This is a genomic window from Treponema berlinense (assembly GCF_052273165.1).
In the GTDB taxonomy this organism is placed as follows: domain Bacteria; phylum Spirochaetota; class Spirochaetia; order Treponematales; family Treponemataceae; genus Treponema_D; species Treponema_D berlinense_A.
The window spans coordinates 34,108-51,868 of record NZ_DAVZIU010000011.1; the positions used below are offsets into that span (position 1 = coordinate 34,108).

General features: G+C 38.8%; 18 protein-coding genes and 1 riboswitch. Of the genes, 12 read left to right on the forward strand and 6 right to left on the reverse strand.

Annotated features, from left to right (window positions below):
• Positions 1-57: 57 nt before the first annotated feature.
• The gene (locus tag ACT6XC_RS05325; RefSeq protein WP_443741061.1) at positions 58-768 is read left to right on the forward strand and encodes an HAD family hydrolase; all 711 of its coding nucleotides are present in this window, start codon (positions 58-60) and stop codon (positions 766-768) included.
• An 87-nt stretch (positions 769-855) separates the two neighbouring features.
• Here the strand turns inward: ACT6XC_RS05325 and ACT6XC_RS05330 are convergent, their stop codons facing one another.
• From ACT6XC_RS05330 to ACT6XC_RS05340, 3 genes are read right to left on the reverse strand one after another with little or no spacing between them, the layout of a single operon-like run.
• Positions 856-1,536 carry a thiamine phosphate synthase gene (locus ACT6XC_RS05330; protein ID WP_443741062.1) on the reverse strand — a complete coding sequence of 227 codons (681 nt, stop codon included), beginning with the start codon at positions 1,534-1,536 and terminating at the stop codon, positions 856-858.
• Between the two features lie 16 nt (positions 1,537-1,552).
• Complete coding sequence (locus tag ACT6XC_RS05335) at positions 1,553-1,852, reverse strand: MTH1187 family thiamine-binding protein (RefSeq protein WP_443737705.1); 300 nt, start codon at positions 1,850-1,852, stop codon at positions 1,553-1,555.
• Positions 1,853-1,854: 2 nt separating this feature from the next.
• Positions 1,855-2,688 carry a hydroxyethylthiazole kinase gene (locus ACT6XC_RS05340; protein ID WP_443741063.1) on the reverse strand — a complete coding sequence of 278 codons (834 nt, stop codon included), beginning with the start codon at positions 2,686-2,688 and terminating at the stop codon, positions 1,855-1,857.
• 208 nt (positions 2,689-2,896) lie between these two features.
• A riboswitch (TPP riboswitch) is annotated at positions 2,897-3,002 on the forward strand.
• 55 nt (positions 3,003-3,057) lie between these two features.
• On the opposite strand from ACT6XC_RS05340, the gene thiD reads away from it, so the two are divergent.
• Both thiD and thiC read left to right on the forward strand, forming a co-directional pair.
• Positions 3,058-3,864: a bifunctional hydroxymethylpyrimidine kinase/phosphomethylpyrimidine kinase gene (gene thiD / locus ACT6XC_RS05345; protein WP_443737703.1), complete on the forward strand. Its 807-nt coding sequence runs from the start codon at positions 3,058-3,060 to the stop codon at positions 3,862-3,864.
• A gap of 10 nt (positions 3,865-3,874) precedes the next feature.
• Positions 3,875-5,182, forward strand: coding sequence for a phosphomethylpyrimidine synthase ThiC (gene thiC, locus ACT6XC_RS05350; RefSeq protein WP_443741064.1), 1,308 nt, complete (start codon positions 3,875-3,877; stop codon positions 5,180-5,182).
• 42 nt (positions 5,183-5,224) lie between these two features.
• Here thiC and ACT6XC_RS05355 read toward each other — a convergent pair whose 3' ends face one another.
• Positions 5,225-6,061 (reverse strand): SDR family NAD(P)-dependent oxidoreductase, encoded by an 837-nt coding sequence (locus tag ACT6XC_RS05355; protein ID WP_443741065.1) that lies wholly within the window; start codon positions 6,059-6,061, stop codon positions 5,225-5,227.
• 21 nt (positions 6,062-6,082) lie between these two features.
• Positions 6,083-7,750 (reverse strand): phospholipase D-like domain-containing protein, encoded by a 1,668-nt coding sequence (locus tag ACT6XC_RS05360; protein WP_443741066.1) that lies wholly within the window; start codon positions 7,748-7,750, stop codon positions 6,083-6,085.
• 311 nt (positions 7,751-8,061) lie between these two features.
• Between ACT6XC_RS05360 and ACT6XC_RS05365 the strand changes: the two genes are divergently transcribed.
• The 7 genes from ACT6XC_RS05365 to ACT6XC_RS05395 all read left to right on the forward strand — a co-directional run bounded on the left by ACT6XC_RS05365 (position 8,062) and on the right by ACT6XC_RS05395 (position 15,426).
• Positions 8,062-9,447: an Ig-like domain-containing protein gene (locus tag ACT6XC_RS05365; RefSeq protein ID WP_443741067.1), complete on the forward strand. Its 1,386-nt coding sequence runs from the start codon at positions 8,062-8,064 to the stop codon at positions 9,445-9,447.
• A gap of 332 nt (positions 9,448-9,779) precedes the next feature.
• Entirely contained in the window at positions 9,780-10,640 is an 861-nt protein-coding gene (locus ACT6XC_RS05370) for a branched-chain amino acid ABC transporter permease (RefSeq protein ID WP_443741068.1), read from the forward strand.
• Positions 10,641-10,682: 42 nt separating this feature from the next.
• Positions 10,683-11,699, forward strand: coding sequence for a branched-chain amino acid ABC transporter permease (locus ACT6XC_RS05375; RefSeq protein WP_443737697.1), 1,017 nt, complete (start codon positions 10,683-10,685; stop codon positions 11,697-11,699).
• 35 nt (positions 11,700-11,734) lie between these two features.
• The gene (locus ACT6XC_RS05380) at positions 11,735-12,472 is read left to right on the forward strand and encodes an ABC transporter ATP-binding protein (protein ID WP_078931707.1); all 738 of its coding nucleotides are present in this window, start codon (positions 11,735-11,737) and stop codon (positions 12,470-12,472) included.
• 3 nt (positions 12,473-12,475) lie between these two features.
• The gene (locus ACT6XC_RS05385; protein WP_443737696.1) at positions 12,476-13,183 is read left to right on the forward strand and encodes an ABC transporter ATP-binding protein; all 708 of its coding nucleotides are present in this window, start codon (positions 12,476-12,478) and stop codon (positions 13,181-13,183) included.
• A 58-nt stretch (positions 13,184-13,241) separates the two neighbouring features.
• A complete protein-coding gene (locus ACT6XC_RS05390; protein WP_443741069.1) occupies positions 13,242-14,492 on the forward strand; it encodes an ABC transporter substrate-binding protein in 1,251 nt (416 codons plus the stop codon).
• A 169-nt stretch (positions 14,493-14,661) separates the two neighbouring features.
• A complete protein-coding gene (locus ACT6XC_RS05395) occupies positions 14,662-15,426 on the forward strand; it encodes a TatD family hydrolase (protein WP_443741070.1) in 765 nt (254 codons plus the stop codon).
• Positions 15,427-15,442: 16 nt separating this feature from the next.
• Here ACT6XC_RS05395 and ACT6XC_RS05400 read toward each other — a convergent pair whose 3' ends face one another.
• Positions 15,443-15,595 (reverse strand): hypothetical protein, encoded by a 153-nt coding sequence (locus ACT6XC_RS05400; protein ID WP_443741071.1) that lies wholly within the window; start codon positions 15,593-15,595, stop codon positions 15,443-15,445.
• Positions 15,596-15,644: 49 nt separating this feature from the next.
• On the opposite strand from ACT6XC_RS05400, the gene ACT6XC_RS05405 reads away from it, so the two are divergent.
• Both ACT6XC_RS05405 and ACT6XC_RS05410 read left to right on the forward strand, forming a co-directional pair.
• A complete protein-coding gene (locus ACT6XC_RS05405; protein ID WP_443737693.1) occupies positions 15,645-16,685 on the forward strand; it encodes a lipopolysaccharide biosynthesis protein in 1,041 nt (346 codons plus the stop codon).
• A gap of 2 nt (positions 16,686-16,687) precedes the next feature.
• Positions 16,688-17,761: SLBB domain-containing protein (locus tag ACT6XC_RS05410; RefSeq protein ID WP_443741072.1), on the forward strand; the 1,074-nt coding region annotated here is incomplete at its 3' end.

The following is a 17,761-nucleotide window of genomic DNA, read 5'->3' on the forward strand; positions in this document are numbered from 1 at the left end:
GGAAACTGCTTTTTTTTTGCGCTGGACGTTTGGAATATAGTTTTGTATAACTTGTATATGCAGATAAATGGTGCAATTTTTGATTTGGACGGAACCGTTCTGGATTCTATGGAAATGTGGCTTAATGCTGGCGAATTATTTTTAAATTCGCTGGGAATAAAGGCTAAAAAGGATCTTGGCGCGGTTTTGCTTCAGATGAATGTTGAGGACGGCGCTTGTTTTATTAAAAAAGAATATAAATTAAATTTGAGCGTAAAAGAAATTATTGAAGGCACAGCCAACGTTGTAAAAAAAACTTATACAGAAAAAATAAAGCCAAAGCCTGGCGTTCGGGGGCTTTTAGAATTGCTTTCTAAAAATAAAATTCCGTGTGTAATTTTAACTGGTTCTGACAGGCAGATGTTTGAAGACTGTCTTAAAAAGAATAAATTAGATGGCTTTTTTAAGGAAATTTTAACCTGTTCAGAATTAAAGATGTCAAAGTCGAATCCTGAGATTTATTCTGTCGCTGCAAAAAATTTTAATTCAAAAGCGGAAAATGTCTTGGTTTTTGAAGACGCTCCCGATGCAATAAAATCTGCTAAAAAAGCTGGTTTTTATACAATTGGAATTTATGATTCTTTTACACATTCCCATTCGGATATCTATTCTGCAAAAAAAAGCAGCGATATTTTTTGTAAAAATTTTGACGAAACTATTGAACATATTGAGAATTTGCTACGCCTGATTGGAGCAGCGCGCAAGCGTTGCAAAGAAAGGCGTGATTAAAAATCACGGTTTTCTTTGCAATGAAGCGAAAGCGGAACTGCGCAAAGCAGGTTAGATCGCAAAATTTCGTCCAGATAAACTCTCTTTTTAGTTTTTCCAGGCGTCGCACAGTTCTTTTGCCGCTGTGTATGGATTTTGCGCATCGGTTATGGCTGTGATTACGAAAAATCCGTCGACTCCCGACTGTTTTAAGGGTTTTATGTCTTTTAGTTTTACTCCGCCGCCAACGACAACTGGAACCGGGCTGATTTTTGCGAGTTCTGCAAGTTCTGCGAGCGGTTTTGTTATGACTTTGCCTGTTTCGTCGCGTCCGCAGTCTGGTTTTGTGGCTGTTTCGTGAACTGGACCGGCGCCAAAATAATCAATGTCTTTTACGTTGTAATTTTTTACATAAGAAATTAAATCTTTGGTTGGAGCGCTCAGGCCGATAATTGAATCTTTTCCAAGATATTTGCGGCAGATGTCGACTGGAATGTCTGTTTGGCCAACATGGATTCCGTCGATTTTTGCTCCGCGTTCCCTGGCTGCGAGGATTACGTCAAGCCTGTCGTTTACAACGAGAGAAACCTGTTCGCTTTTGCCAATTTTTTTTAAGAGATCGGACACTTTTAGACAGTCTTCAATCATTTCGATCGCGGACTCTTCTTTGGAGCGGATTTGAATAAAGGTAAAACCTGCTTCGACTGCGGATTTTACTACTTCTTCGACTGGTTTGTTTTTTGAGTTTTCACGGCCTAAAATCAAATATTTACTTATGTCAAATTTCATTTTTTTGTCCTTTTGTTTATTTTTGCATTTGATTTTCCAGGCGGTCGATTTTTTCTGTCATCATATTGTTATAGCCTGGGCGAATGTCCATTTTCATGATGACTTCGGTGCGGATTCCCTTTTCTGCAAGTACGAAAGTTGCATTTTTTACGACTTTCATAACTTCGTCCCATTCTCCTTCGATTTCTGTAAACATTGAGTAAGTTTTGTTTGGAAGTCCTGAGTCTCTGATTACTTTTACGACTTCGGCAACTTCCTTTGAAAGTTCATCGCCGACCCCAAAAGGTGCAATTGCTACGGCAACTAATGTATTCATTTTTATTCCTCTTTTAGTGTAAATGGATTTTCGACAACGTCTTGTGCGGTTGCATTGTTAAGTTCGTCCAAAAAACAAACCTGAAAACTTCCTGAACCGCGGCATTTTTTTTCTGCCTGTTGTCCTGCAAAGTTGTAGATTTGTGTTGCCGTCAGGGCGGCCGTAAAAGGATCGGAAACTGCTGCGTAAACGGCGCATACACCACCAAGAGAACAGCCTGCTCCAGTTATTTGTTCCAGGTAGGCCGAACCGCCTTTTGAAAAGACAGTTGTTGTTCCGTCTGTGACTAAATCTTCTTTTCCGCTTACGGCTACTGCTCCGTGAATAAATTTTGCGAGTGCGCGGGCGGCTTTTTCTGCGGATTCTACAGAATCTACTGAATCAACTCCGACTGGTCCGTTTGAATTTTCAAATTCTGAAACGTTCCATAATTTTGCAACGGCGATTATTTCGCTGGCGTTTCCGCGGATGATTGTCGGAGGATTATCTTTTAAGCCGAGGATAAGTTTGGTTCTTAGAGAGCCGATTCCTAGGCCAACAGGATCTAAAACCCAATTTTTTTTGAGTTCGTTAAGTTTTTTTGCTGTTCGCGGGATTGTTTCTTCGTAGATCGGAAATAGGGTTCCCATATTCAGGTAAACAGCGCTGCCAATTTGCGCTACACATTCGCCTTCGTCCGGAAGATAAACCATTGCAGCGCTTCCTCCGACTGCAAGTTGGGCGTTTGCAACGAGGTTTACGGTTACTGTGTTTGTAATGCTTGGTGCAAGCGGTTTTTTTGCTTTTGCGTCATTTACCGCTTTTTCGATTTTTTGTTTGATTTCGCTTGAATTCATAAAAACTCCAAAAAAAAAGCCCGCGCAAGGGCGGACCAAATTTTCTAAAAAATATTGCTCCCTCCTACAGTGTTAACTGACAGGTTCAAATGGTATTTCTCAACCGTTCCAAAAGGAACAGTACCCATGCAATTAACTGAATGATAGTTTATAAACGCAAAAAAAAGCAATAGCATTTGAAAATTATGTAATTTTTTTTTAGAATGAAATAAATGAATTTGGGAGCTGGCGTAAACCGGCTGAGAGGAAGCTTCTTCGCTTTGACCGTACCTGATTTGGATAATGCCAACGTAGGAAATCTTAGACTTCTAATCTAATTCTGTTTACGTTCCTTGCCGAGTCTGGTAAGGAGGAATCATTAAAACAACATTGACGATTGCAGGCAGCGATTCTTGTGGTGGAGCGGGAATTCAGGCGGATATTAAGACAATTACCTGCAACAAAGTTTACGCAATGAGCGCGATTACCGCTTTGACCGCACAAAATACGACAGGCGTTTTTGGAATTATGGAAGTTGAACCAGAATTCTTGCAAAAGCAGATCGACGCCGTTGTTACGGATATTTTTCCGGATTCTGTAAAGGTGGGAATGGTTTCGTCTGCCGCTCTGATAAAAATTGTCGCTTCTTCTGTAAAAAAATACGGACTAAAAAATGTGGTTGTTGATCCGGTTATGGTGGCAACGAGCGGAGCAAAACTTATGGGCGATGATGCTCTTGAGGTTCTAAAATCTGAACTTTTGCCAATTGCAACACTGGTTACGCCAAATATTCCCGAAGCAGAAATTTTGTCGGGAATTAAAATTTTGTCTGAAAAAGACATGGAAAGTGCCGCAAAGAAAATTTTTGAGCAGTATGGAAGTGCGGTTCTTTTAAAAGGCGGACACTGCGTTAACGATGCGAATGATTTTCTGTTTTTGGGTGAATCGGGCAAAGTTGACGACGCAAATCTGAAAAAAGCAGACGGAATCTGGTTTTGTGGAAAAAGAATAAACAATCCAAACACTCACGGGACAGGTTGTACACTTTCGAGCGCAATTGCCGCAAACCTTGCAAAAGGCGAGCCGATTACGTCTGCCGTAAAAAATGCAAAATCTTACATAAGCGGAGCTTTAAACGCAATGCTTAATTTGGGAAAAGGTTCCGGGCCAATGGCTCACAACTGGAATATAAAATAAGGGGAAACAAATGGAATACACGACGCAAATGGATGCCGCCAGAAAAGGCATTGTTACAAAAGAAATTGAAACCGTAGCAAAAAAAGAAAAAATGGAAGTTTCTAAGCTTATGCAACTTGTGGCGGAAGGAAAGGTGGCAATTCCTGCCAACAAGAAACATAAATGCCTTAATCCGGAAGGCGTTGGAAGCGCATTGCGCACAAAAATAAACGTTAATCTCGGAGTAAGCAGGGATTGCAAAGATTATGATGTCGAAATGCAGAAAGTTCTCAAAGCCGTAGATATGGGCGCAGAAGCAATTATGGATCTTTCAAGCCACGGAAATACTCAACCGTTCCGTCAAAAACTTACTCAGGAATGTCCTGCAATGATTGGAACAGTTCCGGTTTATGACAGCGTAATTCACTATCAGCGAGATTTGGCAAGTTTGACCGCAAAAGATTTTATCGATGTTGTAAGGCTTCATGCAGAAGATGGCGTTGATTTTGTAACTCTTCACTGCGGAATTACAAGAAAAACGATTGACCAGATAAGAACTCACAAACGAAAGATGAATATTGTAAGTCGCGGAGGTTCGCTAGTTTTTGCGTGGATGTCAATGACAGGAAACGAAAATCCTTTTTATGAATATTATGATGAAATTCTTGATATTTGCGAAAAATACGATGTAACTGTAAGTCTTGGAGATGCATGCCGGCCGGGCTGTCTTGCTGACGCAACCGACGTTTGCCAAATAGAAGAACTTGTCCGTCTCGGAGAACTTACAAAACGAGCATGGGAACACAATGTTCAGGTAATGGTAGAAGGACCGGGACACGTTCCAATGGATCAGATTGCCGCAAATATGAAAGTTCAGCAGACAATATGCATGGGAGCGCCGTTTTATGTTCTCGGACCTCTTGTTACCGACATTGCGCCAGGCTACGACCACATTACTTCTGCAATCGGTGGTGCAATTGCTGCAATGAACGGCGCAAGTTTTCTTTGTTATGTTACACCGGCTGAACATCTTGCTTTGCCGAATGTTGACGACGTAAAGCAGGGAATAATCGCAAGCAAAATCGCCGCACATGCAGCAGACATTGCAAAGGGAATTCCTGGAGCAAGGGATATAGACGACAAAATGGCAGATGCGCGCCGAAAACTCGACTGGGAAAAGCAGTTTGAATGTGCAATAGACCCAGAAACCGCAAGAGCAATTCGCGACAGCCGCGCTCCGGAGCAGGATCACAGTGACACTTGCTCAATGTGTGGAAAATTCTGCGCAGTACGGAGTATGAACAAGGCGCTTTCTGGCGAAATAATCGACATTCTGTAGGATTTTTGCAAATGTCCTACAAGCAATTTTTGCCGATTTTTTTTAATGCGGCCGTTTTGCAAATTTATATGTCAGTTTTGCAACAATAAATTTTCCTGCAAAGCGGCTCGCAAACGAAAGAAATTTCCATTTTGGAAAAGTCAAAATTATTTTTTTGCCTTTTTTTGCTTTTTTAAGACAGTGGCGCACAACTTTTACAGGATCTCTTCCATGCAAAACTTCCTTGCGCTTGCCGTTGGAAGCCACATTTGCAAAATTTGTGCTTACGCTTCCAGGACAAAGAGCACAAACTTTTATTCCTTTTGGTTCGAGTTCTGCTGCTAGAGCCACCGTAAAAGAAAGAACGTAGGCTTTTGTAGCCGCATAAACTGCAAAATTTCCAAGCGGCATAAAGGCGGCAAGCGACGAAACATTTATTATTTGCGAGCTGGAATTTAAATATTTAAGGACGCAGCTGCAAATCCCTGTCAGAGCAGTGCAGTTTAATTCAATCATAGAAAGTTCTTTTTCGGAAGAAGTCTCGTCAAAAGGACCATAAGTTCCAAAACCCGCATTGTTTATAAGACATTCAACTTCAAAATTTTCATTGGCAGCTTCGGATTTTAAAAGCTCGTCAAATTTATAAACGCCCGAAGTTCCAGTTAAATCTAGCGAAAAAGTCCTGATTTTTGTTTTTGCAGGAGAATCTGGGCTTTTTGAGCTCAAAATTTTTTCCGCTGTTTGAAAGAGTTTTTCGTTTGAGCGGGCAATGAGCCAGATTTCGCGGTTTTTGGCGACATTTTTTTTGCCGTTTGAAAATTCGTATTCGTTAAAAAGCTGGCTTGCAAATTCTGCTCCCATTCCAGAACTTGCGCCTGTAATAATCGTAATTTTTTTCATATCCACATTTTAGCACAGAAACTAAAGCAAGGTGCTAAAAAGCCGCAAAACCCTGTCCGTAAAACTCATCGAATGGTGTTTTTTGTTGTGATATTTTTCCGTAACGTTGGCTGCGATTTTAAAAAGCGATTCAAAGTCTTTTTGAATGTCAGAAATCGCGCTTGTGTTGTACATTAAAACGCCGTTTTCAAAATTGTGATGAAAACTTCTAAAATCCATATTCACAGTTCCGACAGTTGCAAGTTTTCCGTCGGCAACCATTTGCTTTGAGTGAATAAAACCAGGCGTATATTCGTAAATTTTAATTCCACAGTCAATAAGTTCACCGTAAAAAGAACGCGTAATCTTGTAAACAAGTTTTTTGTCAGGAATTCCAGGTGTTACAATTCTTATATCAACGCCACGCAAAGACGCCAGAATAAGTTCGCGCTTCATTTCGTCGCCCAAAATCAAATAAGGCGTTGTAATCCAAACAAAATCTTTTGCCCATTTTATGAGGTTTAGATAAACATTTTCGCCAACATACGAATTTTCGAGGGGCATATCTGCATAAGGTTGAATAAAACCGTCCGTTTTTGCAGGTAAAGGTTCAATTTGAGCAGGATTTTTTGAATTGTCCTGACTGTTTCCGCTGTTTTTTGCGTCATTTTCTCTATTAACTGAAATAACTGAAACTTCGCCGTTTTTATCCGATTCTTCTGTTTCTTCTATAAAGTATTTTGAAACATCTTCAAGCCTGCCTTTTTCCTGGCTGTTCCACATTTCCAAAAAAAGTTCTGTAAAAGTGTTTACGGCTTTTCCTTCAATTCTCAAACCGCTGTCTTTCCATTGTCCGTACGGATGCGAATAATTAAAATACTCATCGGCAAGGTTGTAACCGCCTGTAAAACCGATTTTTCCGTCAATAACCATAATTTTCCGGTGATCGCGGTTGTTCATAAAAAGCGAAAAAAGAGGCGAAAGCGGATTAAAGTCCCTGCACGCAATGCCAATCGCGTTCATTCTTTTAATAAATTTTCTGTTTATGTAGCCAATGCTTCCAACATCGTCGTACAAAATTCGGATTTCAACTCCAGCCGCAAGCCTTTCTTTTAAAATCGGCAACATTCTGTCAAACGCTTTTGCTTCTTCGATTGCATGATACTCAAGAAAAATAAATTTCTGTGCTGTCGCTAAATCTTTAAGCTGGCGATCAAGACACTCGACCGTGTTTCCATAAAATTTAGCGTTCGTGTTAAAAAAAACCGGAAATTTTTCAACAAGAGACAAATACTTAAACTGATTTGCAACCCGCTTGTTCAAATTTTCGAGCGTTTTAAGAACTTCCGAATCGCTTTTAATGTGTCGGACACTTTCCGCCTTAATTTTTGACGTATTATTTTTAACTCTTTTGGACTGATGATTATTTTCACTCAAAAAATAAAGCGTAATTCCAACAATCGGCAAAACCAAAATCAAAATAAGCCACGGAACTTTAAGAGAAACGCTGTAATTTTGTTTGTTGTAAACGTGAATAACAAGGGCTGCAACCAAAAAATCCGAAGCAAGGCTAATCCAGACAGAATATGATTTAAGCCAGCGGCTCACAATCCACAACCAGAAAAACTGCACGCCAAAAGACAAAAAAGTTGCGGCAAGACGGATAATGCTGGAACGCAAAAACTGCTTTAATTTAAGGGTTTTAAACATTTAGAGCCTCTTATGACATATTTAAAAAGGATATTAAAAAATTGTTAAACAGGCAAATAAAATTTTGGGCTAAAATTGCGCTCAAGCGTCCTTGCGCCACTCAGTAGCCTTCGGTGGCTTTGCCACTGCTTTGCATGGCTCCAGGACGGAGCAGGATTTTGGTAAAAACCTTTAAAATATGGTTATTTTACTACATTTTTTTTACATAATTTTGTTTAAGAAGTCAGTATTGTGCAAATACCCCCCCCCATTTTAAAATAAAACGATGTTATTATAGTTACTAACAAAATGTTTTTTGGAGGAGAAAAAATATGAAAAAAATGTTGAGAATTGCTGCGGTATTTGCTGCACTGCTTGCAATGACAAATTTTATTGGTTGTAAAAACGATGACGACGAAGAGAGCGGAAACGGTCTGGAAAACACTTATTGGGCTATGGAGGATATTTCGATAGGCGTAGTAGAAAATGTCAGCCTCACTTTAAAAAATGGTGTGTATGTCCATATCGAAGACAGTTCAAAAGGTTCTGTATATGCGGCTGATGTTGAATCTCTTGATTACAGCACACTGGACTTAACAAAGACAAATTCTGTGGATATTTCTTATTCTTCAAAAGAGTCATTCACATATGTTGTTGACGGCTCTAAAATCACAGTCACAAGCAAATACACAGATGATGCCGGTAAAGAGCAGACAACAACATTCGAAGGAACACTTGCCGCTGACAAAAAATCATTCACAATAATAGAAAGAGATGAAGGCAAAGAAGTTTCAGTAACTTACACAAGAATTGACAAAGCTCCAGCGAAGGCAACTTTAGTTATTACAGTGACTGACTCTGACGTTGCTGTTACAGAAGTAAAAATTACATCGACACTAACAGACGTAACAGCAGGAGAAAACATAACTCTTACAGCAAAAGTTTTACCAGACAACGCAACAGACAAGACTGTTACCTGGACTTCTTCTAACCCTGAAGTTGCAACAGTTAAAGACGGTGTAGTTACTGGTATAAAAGAAGGCAAAGTTACAATTACAGCAAAAGCTGGAGAAAAAACAGCTACAGTTGATGTAACGGTAAAAGCTGCTACAACTAGCGGTGGCGAGACAGCAACTCCAAAAACTGCAACAATCGCATATGATGGTTCTTCAGCAGAAAATGCGCCAACTGCCACAGGAGATGAAGGTGTGTTCTCAAGCGTGGAGGAAGCAAGTGCAGATGCTGGTGTTGTAGAAGGATACAGTTTTGATGTAGGCTACCCAAAATGGGGTTCTCAAACTTATACTGGAGATAATGGTGTTAGCAAAGGAACAACTTCAACAGGTAGCTTGATTCAATCAAGCCTTCTAGATGGAAATACGAAAATTGACTTTGCTGCAGGTGCTGTTATTGCGTATGTAACATATAATTTTACACTTTCTGCAAAATCCGATGTGGATGCTGCTGTTAAAGCATTTAACACACAGAGTTCAGCTCTTGCTGGAAAAATTGAAATTTTGGATTCTACTGGAAATTCAAAAGTAAGCAAACAGGCAGAGAAGGGCTCAAAATCAGCGAATGATGTAACAGCAGATCCTGTTGAACTTGATGCAGGAGAGTATACATTTAAATTCAGTTGGGTTTTGACAAAGGCTGCACAGCTTAAAAAGATAACTTGTGGTATCTCTAGCTTCTCAATTAAAGCGACAACAAAATAGATCTAATCCTGCATTAACTTTTAGTTAATCCCAGCCCGGCAAAAGGCAAAAGTTCCGTTTTTGAGAACTTGCTTTTTGCCGGGTTTTTTATTTGTTTTTTTTGGCTAAAACTTAGGTTTTGCAGTAAGTTTTAGCCCGGACATTAGCCAAGCCGCAGGCTGTGCGCCAGCACCGCGCGTTAGCAAGTGGCGGTTGGCCGGTTTGTGAGCTGTTTGCGCTCCTGTAAATTCTTATAACAATCCTTTTTATAACGGCAGGTTTTATAACTGTTTTTTAGTTTGACTTTGGTAAGATGAATGTTAGGCTTTTAAAAGTAACGCGAGGTTCATTTTATGAGTATTTTTCTTCAGGCTTTAGTAAATGGAATTCTGATAGGTGGGTTTTATTCACTGATGGGTATGGGACAGAACGTTATTTTTGGTGTTATGAAAATCATCAACTTCTGTCACGGTGAAATGCTGATGGTCGGTATGTATCTGACCTTTGTTTTTTCGCAGCTTGGTATTGATCCGTATGCTGCGCTTCCGCTTGTTGCTCTTTGTACTTTTGGTATTGGCGCTTTGGTTCAGCACGTTCTTATTACGCCGTCGCTCGGCACGCATAGTTTTACAAACTTGCTGTTTTTGACGGTTGGTCTTGGTCTTTTGTACCAGAATGTTGCTCTTGTAATTTTTTCTTCGCTTAACCGGACTATTGTTACTCCTTATTCGGGAATTACAATTCATCTTGGACCGGTTTCGATTCTTCTTCCTAAACTTGTAAGTTTGTGCACGCTGATTGTAATTACTGTTGGTCTTTTTGTTTTCCTAAAACATTCGACAATGGGGAAAATGATTCGCGCTGTTTCGCAGAACTCGGTTGGTGCGGAAGTTGTTGGTATTCCTGTTAAAAAAATCTATATTTTTACTTACGGTCTTGGCTGCGCACTTGCTGGAATTGCCGGAGACTTACTTACTCTGTTCTACGTAATAAATCCGACGGTTGGGGGTCAGTTTAGTTTTAAGGCATTGATTGTTGTTGTTGTAGGCGGTTTTGGTTCGATTCAAGGCGCGTGCATTGCCGGTATCTGTCTTGGGCTTATGGAAACAATGAGCAGTCTTATTATTGGACCTACATACCGCGATTTAACCGTGTTTGTTGCGTTCATAATTATTCTTGTTGTTCGCCAGATTATTCTTTTAAGACGACGATAGTTTTTTACTGGTTTAATTTTGATTTTTTGGGGGACAGATAATATGTTTGATTTAACGACTACTTATAAAAAAAGACGAGCGGCCTTGCTTGGTATTTTTATGCTGGTTTTGATTTTGCTGCCGATTATCTTTGCTAGTAATCCGTATCTTGTAAATGTTTTTATAGTTATCTTCTATACTACAACAATGTCGTTGGCGTGGAATTTGCTCGGTGGTATGACTGGTCAAAATTCTCTTGGACACGCTGCGTATATGGGGCTTGGCGCTTATGTTGCCTGTCTATTTATGACAAAAAGCGGTATGAATCCGTGGGTTGCAATTCCTATTGCAATGATTTTTGTCGGTTTAATTGCAGGTATTGTTTTTTATCCGTGTTTTTTGCTCCGCGGTCCATATTTTACCCTGGTTTCGATTGCGTTTGGCGAAACAATTCGGCAGTTTATGCTTAACTGGGAGTATGCTGGAAAAGCAATGGGTATTCCGCTTCCGTACGGCGAATCTTCTTTTGCGCAATTTAGATTTCATTCAAAAACGCCTTATTATTACATTGCCTTGCTTATGGTGATTGGCGTTTATCTGATTATGAAAAAAATCAACAGAAGTAAGCTTGGTTTTGCCTTAAAAACTATTCGCGAAGATGAGGATGTTGCAAATGCAATTGGTATAAATCCAATGAAATATAAGGTTATTGCGCTTGTAATTTCTGCTATGATTGCTGCAATGGTTGGCTGTTTTTATGCAAATTATAATCGTTATATTGACTGCGACCTTATGCTTCAGTCTTTCTCTACAGAATTTATTCTTCCTGCTGTAATCGGCGGCGCTGCTTTTGTTGAAGGTCCGCTTGTTGGTGGAATTATTCTTCTTACTTTGAGTGAATGGCTCAGAAATAAATTTGGCGGTATTTTGCCAGGAATCAACCTTATTCTTTATGCAATTACCTTGCTTTGTATTATTCGCTTTAGACCAGTTGGAATTTTGGGCTGGTATTCAAAGAGCAGAATAAAAGAATGGATTGATGTTAAGATTTTTGGAAAAAAAGCAGGGGAGGAAGTGTGATAAAAATGCGTTTTATCACTTCTAAGGAGTAGCAAATGAGCGATACACCAATCATTAAGGTAGAACATATTTCAAAAAACTTCCGTGGTCTTCGTGCAGTAAATGATCTTTCCCTCGAAATCGAAAAAGGCAAAATTACTGGAATGATTGGCCCGAACGGCGCCGGAAAATCAACAACTTTTAATATGATTTGCGGATACTATCCGCCGTCAGAAGGACATATTTTTTATAAAGGGCAGGATATTACCGATTGCAAACCTTTTAAATATACTGATATGGGAATTGCAAGAACTTTCCAGATTATGAAGCCACTTTCGACGCTTTCTGTTTTGGACAACATTGTACCGAGCGCTTTTTTTGGAAAAAACAAGGCAAAAAATTTGGCAGAAGCTAAAGATATTGCGGAAGAAGTCTTGGAATTTACAGGTCTTTATTCTAAACGCAATGCAATCGCCGGAGAAATGGGAACTCCAGACCAAAAACGCCTGGAAATGGCGCGTGCCCTGGCAACAAGACCGGAAATGCTTTTTTTGGACGAAGTTATGGCCGGTTTGAACCCTGCCGAAACTGATCAGGCGATTGAGCTGATTCACAAAATTAACGAAAGCGGAATAACTGTGTTTTTAATCGAGCATATTATGAAGGCTGTCGTAAATCTTTGCGAAAAAGTTATTGTTTTGCACCATGGAGAAAAAATTGCCGAAGGTACGCCTTTACAGGTAATGAATGATCCGTATGTAATTGAAGTTTATCTTGGAAAAAAGGGAAAATAGTTTATGCTTAAAGTTAAGAATCTTTGTGCCGGATATGGTAAAGTTCAGGTTTTGTGGAACATTTCTCTTGAAGTAAAGGACGGTCAGGTTGTTGCTGTTCTTGGTTCAAATGGTGCTGGAAAGACAACGACTGTTCGCACAATTACCGGAATGGTAAAGGCAAGCAGTGGTTCTGTTATTTTCAACGGAGAAGAGCTTGCAGACCGTTCGAGCCGTTTTATTTTGGATCAGGGAATTATTCAAGTTCCAGAAGGAAGACAGCTTTTTACTGGAATGACGGTTTACGAAAATCTGGAAATGGGCGCATACAGCAAAGAAGCAAAGGCAAAATTTGCCGAAACTGAGGAGTTTGTTTACGAAGCATTTCCAAAATTAAAGGAACGCCGCAAGCAGATTACAGGAACTCTTTCTGGTGGCGAACAGCAGATGGTTGCAGTTGCGCGCGCGTTGGCCGGTCTTCCAAAACTTTTGATTTTGGATGAGCCGTCGCTTGGTCTTGCTCCAAATATTGTTGATGATATTCTGGAAATTGCAGTTCATCTTGCTAGAGAAAAAAATATCGGTATTCTGCTTGTTGAACAGGATATTACAAAAGCGCTTGCTGTTTCTGATTACGGTTATGTAATCGAAAACGGTCATGTTGTTTTGGAACAGACGGCAGAAGAACTCGAAAAAAATGAGCACGTAAAAAAAGCATATCTTGGTATTTAGGGGTAAAAACCTTTAACATAAAAATATTGTAAACGAGTTGAATAAGGAGGACTCATTTATGAAAAAAATTACAAAAATTTTGACAGGAGCGGCTCTTGTTGCAGCGGCTGTGTTTACTGTTGGTTGTGAAAAAAAATCAGCTGAAGCGCAGACAATTAAAATTGGTGCAATGTACGCACTTTCTGGAGATAAGGCGGCAATTGGAAACAATATTATGCGCGGTGTTGATTTTGCTGTTGATATGATTAACGCTCAGGGCGGTGTAAATGGACGCAAAATCGAAATCGTTCGTGGCGATACTCAGGGTGACCCAAAAGTTGGCCGTTCTGTTGCAGAACGTCTTGTAACTCAGGATAAAGTTAATGCAATTCTCGGTTGCCACCAGTCAACAATTACAGCAATTGCGGCTCAGGTTTGCGAACAGTATAAGATTCCAGAACTTACAGCAATTTCGACAGTAGACAATCTTTCAAGCCAGGGACTCGAATATTTCTTCCGTATGTGTCCTACAAATACAGACTATGTAGAAGACCAATATCTTTACCTTAAAGATTTGGAAGACAAAAAAGGTGTTCCTATGAAGAACATTGCAATTTTTGCAGATAACTCAAACATTGGACAGGAACTTATTCGTTGTTCAAGAATTCTCGCTCCAAAATACGGATTTAACATCGTAGCAGAAGTTCAGTATTCAAGCGGAACAACAGATTTGACATCAGAAGTTTTGAAAATCCGCAATGCTAAACCAGATGCAGTTCTTTGTGAATCTTACATTGCAGATGCAATCCTCTTTACAAAAACACTTACAGAACAGAACGCTCATCCACCTGTAATTGTTGCAAAGGCAAACGGATTTGCTGACCCTTCATTTATTCCTGCAACTCCTGGAATTTCAAACGGAATTGCTTCTGTAGTTGAGTTTTCTGCTGACTTCCCTAAAGGAAAAGAAATCAATGATAAATTCAAGGCAAAATATGGCGTAGATATGAACGGACACTCTGCCGAATCATTTACTGCAATTTGGATTTTGAAAACTGCATTTGAACAGGCAGGTTCAACCGATGGAACAAAAGTTCGCGATGCTCTCGCAAAAATGCACATTGTAGGACAATTTCCGAACGGTCCAAAAATTATTCTTCCATATAATGAAATTCAGTTTGGAGATGAAGTTATTGACGGTGTAAAACATCATCACAATAACATTCCTGCGACAGTTGCTATTGCTCAGATTCAGAATGGAGAATGGACAACAGTATGGCCATTTGAAGAAGCTGCTGCTGATGTTCAGTATCCAGCTCCTTTAAAATAAAAAAAACAATAAAAATAACCAGTAAATAAGGTTAAAACGAGGCTGATGGTTTTAAAAACTGTCAGCCTTTTTTATAGAAAAATTTTCTCGCAAAACTCTTGCAAAAGTGCATAAAAAAATTGTTTCAACTTGAAAAAAACTTTACAAAAATGCTATTTTAATTGATTTTATGCAGTTTGTTGATTTTCATACGCACTTGGATTTATACAAAAACCAAAACGAACTTTTTGAACAACTTTCTTCTTTTTACGGAACAATTGTTACTGCTTCTATAGATCTTGATTCTTATAAAAAAAATTGCTGGATTGTTCAGAAAGCTAAAGCCTTGGGGTTTGAGGCAAATATAATTGCAACCTTGGGAATTCATCCGGAAAAAGTGCTTTTAGAAAAAGAAAAACTTTGTGAATACGAAAAATTTTTAAAAGAATCTCATATTATTGGCGAAATCGGAATGGATTTTTGCTGGTATAAAGAAGCGTCGCCTGTTGCACAGGAAGAAGTTTTGAGATTTTTCCTTGAATACTGCAATCAGGAAAAAAAATATTGCGTGATTCATACAAAGGACGCCGAAGAAAAAATCTGTAGAATTTTGGAAGAATATCCTTTTGCAAAGCCGATTATTCATTGGTATGACGGGCCGGAAGAAATCTATAAGGAATTTGTCGGTCGAAATTATATGCAGACTTTTGGTTGCGAAACTATACGCTCAAAGCATATTCAAAAGCTTTTGGAGCAAACTCCGCTGAATTTGATTTTGGCAGAAACCGACAATCCTGATTCTGAGAAGTGGCTTGGCGGAACTGATAGTTCAATTTTTTTAATAAAGAGAATTTACAAAGATATTGCAGAAGTTCTTGGGCTTAAAATAGAAAAAATTGCTAAGACTATAAATGAAAATTCTGCAAAAATTCTAAGTTTTGGAGCTAAAACTTAAAGAGAAAGAGTAAATTCTAAAAATCAAGACCTGAGGAATTGCCGTCAAACATCTTTTTGTACGGAATAACCAATTCGTCGCCTTTTTGAACTAAATATGGAAAATAATTGATAGCCTTGAGAAAATTCCTGCTGCAATAAAACAACCGATAGAAAGTATGATTATTCATATTGCAACAGTGTATTGAATTAAGGTATTTATTTTTTTATACTGTCAAAATGGAAAATTCACAAAATATAGAATCTGCTTCACAGACTACGGAGCAGAATGACGATGAAATTTCGCTTTTGGATTTAATTGCAGTTCTTCTTCATTATAAATTTATGATTATTGCAGTTACAGGACTTGCAATTATTGGAGCGGTAGTTTTTTCTTTAATTTCTTTAAAATTACCGCCAGAAAAATCTCCTCTTCCAAATAAATTTACGCCTCAGGCGCACATGCTTATAAAGGAAGATTCTAGTTCAAGCGGTTTGTCTGGCTCTCTTTCTTCGCTTGCAAGTCTTGCAGGCGTTAGTGTTGGTGGTGGCGGTTCTTCTCGCAGTTCTCTTGCAACTTATTTAAGCACTTCAAATGAATATTTGGACGCAGTTAATAAAAAATTCAATTTGACTGAACGTTATGAAATTGAAAAATTCCCGGTTACGAGTACTAGAAAGGCTTTAAAAAAGTCGCTTGTTTCTACTTATGACGATGAAAGCAGTGTTTTTACAATAAGTTTTACGGACATTGATCCTGTTTTTGCAAAGGATGTTGTAAATTTTGCCGTTGACTGGATGCAAAATCGCTTTGATGAACTGGGACTTGATTCTAACCGGATTGAAAAAAAGAATCTTGAAGCAAATATTGACGCAACGTATAAAGAAATCTTAAAGCTCGAAAAAGAAGCTCAGAATTTGGGTGCGTCTGTAAATAAAGGGGTTTCTATTTGGGGCGGTCCGAATGTTTCAATCGAAACTGCAAGAATTCAAATGGAATTAAGCGCGCAGCAGAAAGTTTACGAACAGTTAAAAACCCAGTATGAACTGTTGAAAGTAAAAATGCAAAGCGAACAGCCTGTTTTTCAGATTCTTGAACGTCCAGAAATTCCAGATATGAAGAGCAAGCCTAGTCGCGGAAAACTTTGCATAATTATTACTTTTGCCGCATTTTTTATTTCGGTTTTTACGGCTTTTGCATTGAATGCCTGGCAGAACATAAAAAACGATCCTGAAGCTCAGAAAAAACTTAATTTAAAGACAAAAAAAGAGAGTGTTTAAATATGAAAATTTTACGAAATTTTACAAAACTTAGTATCTTAGTTTTATTTTTTGCTTCTGGTTTTGTATTTGCACAAGACGCTGCTACTTTGCAGAAAATGCTAAAATCTCAAAATCAAACGACATATAGTGCTACAAAAACTGTAACTCAGCAAAAAGCGAAAATGGAAAATGAAGTAATGTCTTCTGTTGTTTCAAAGTCGAGAATTGGACAGCAGGCGAATGATACTCCTGATGCACAACTTGCAATGTCAGAAAGCTCTTATCCTGTAACTGCCGGCGATGTTTATACCCTGGCTTTTGCTGCTGGAACAACTCCAGTTTCTTATTCGATTCCTGTGGATTCGACTTACAAAATCCGCATTGCTAACCTTGGTGTAATAGACTGCAAAAATCTTACATATCTTCAGTTAAAAAACATGGTTTCTGGAATAGTTCAGAAAAACTATCCGATGGGCGGAGTTCAGTTTGTTCTTACTTCTCCGGCAACTTTTCGTGTGACAATTACGGGTGAAGTTGTAAAAACTGTTCAGAAAAATGCCTGGGCTTTGACAAGACTTTCTACTTTTATAAAAGAAAGTTTTACAGATTATTCATCTTCAAGAAATATAAAAATTGTTTCGGAAAGTGGCGAAGAAAAAACTTATGATTTATTTCTCGCTGACAGAAAAGGTGATTTGTCGCAGGATCCTTATTTGCGTCCTGGCGACAAAATTGTCGTAAATAGAATTAGTCGCCGTGTTGCCTTGAACGGTGCTGTTGAACGTCCTGGAGTTTATGAACTTCTTGATGGAGAAAACTTAAAAAAACTTATCGATTATTATGGCAATGGTTTTGAATCTTTGGCCGACCTTTCGAGAATTGAGCTTTATCGTTCTATTACAGGAAATCATGATTCTGGTGAAAAATTATATTTGAACGAACAGTCTTATATGGACGATTTTAAACTTATTTGCTATGATGAAGTTACAATTTCTACTTATGAAGATTTAAAGCCTGTGGTTTTTGTTGAAGGCGCAGTTACCAATACCAATACCAATACCAATACCAATACCAATACCAATACCAATACCAAT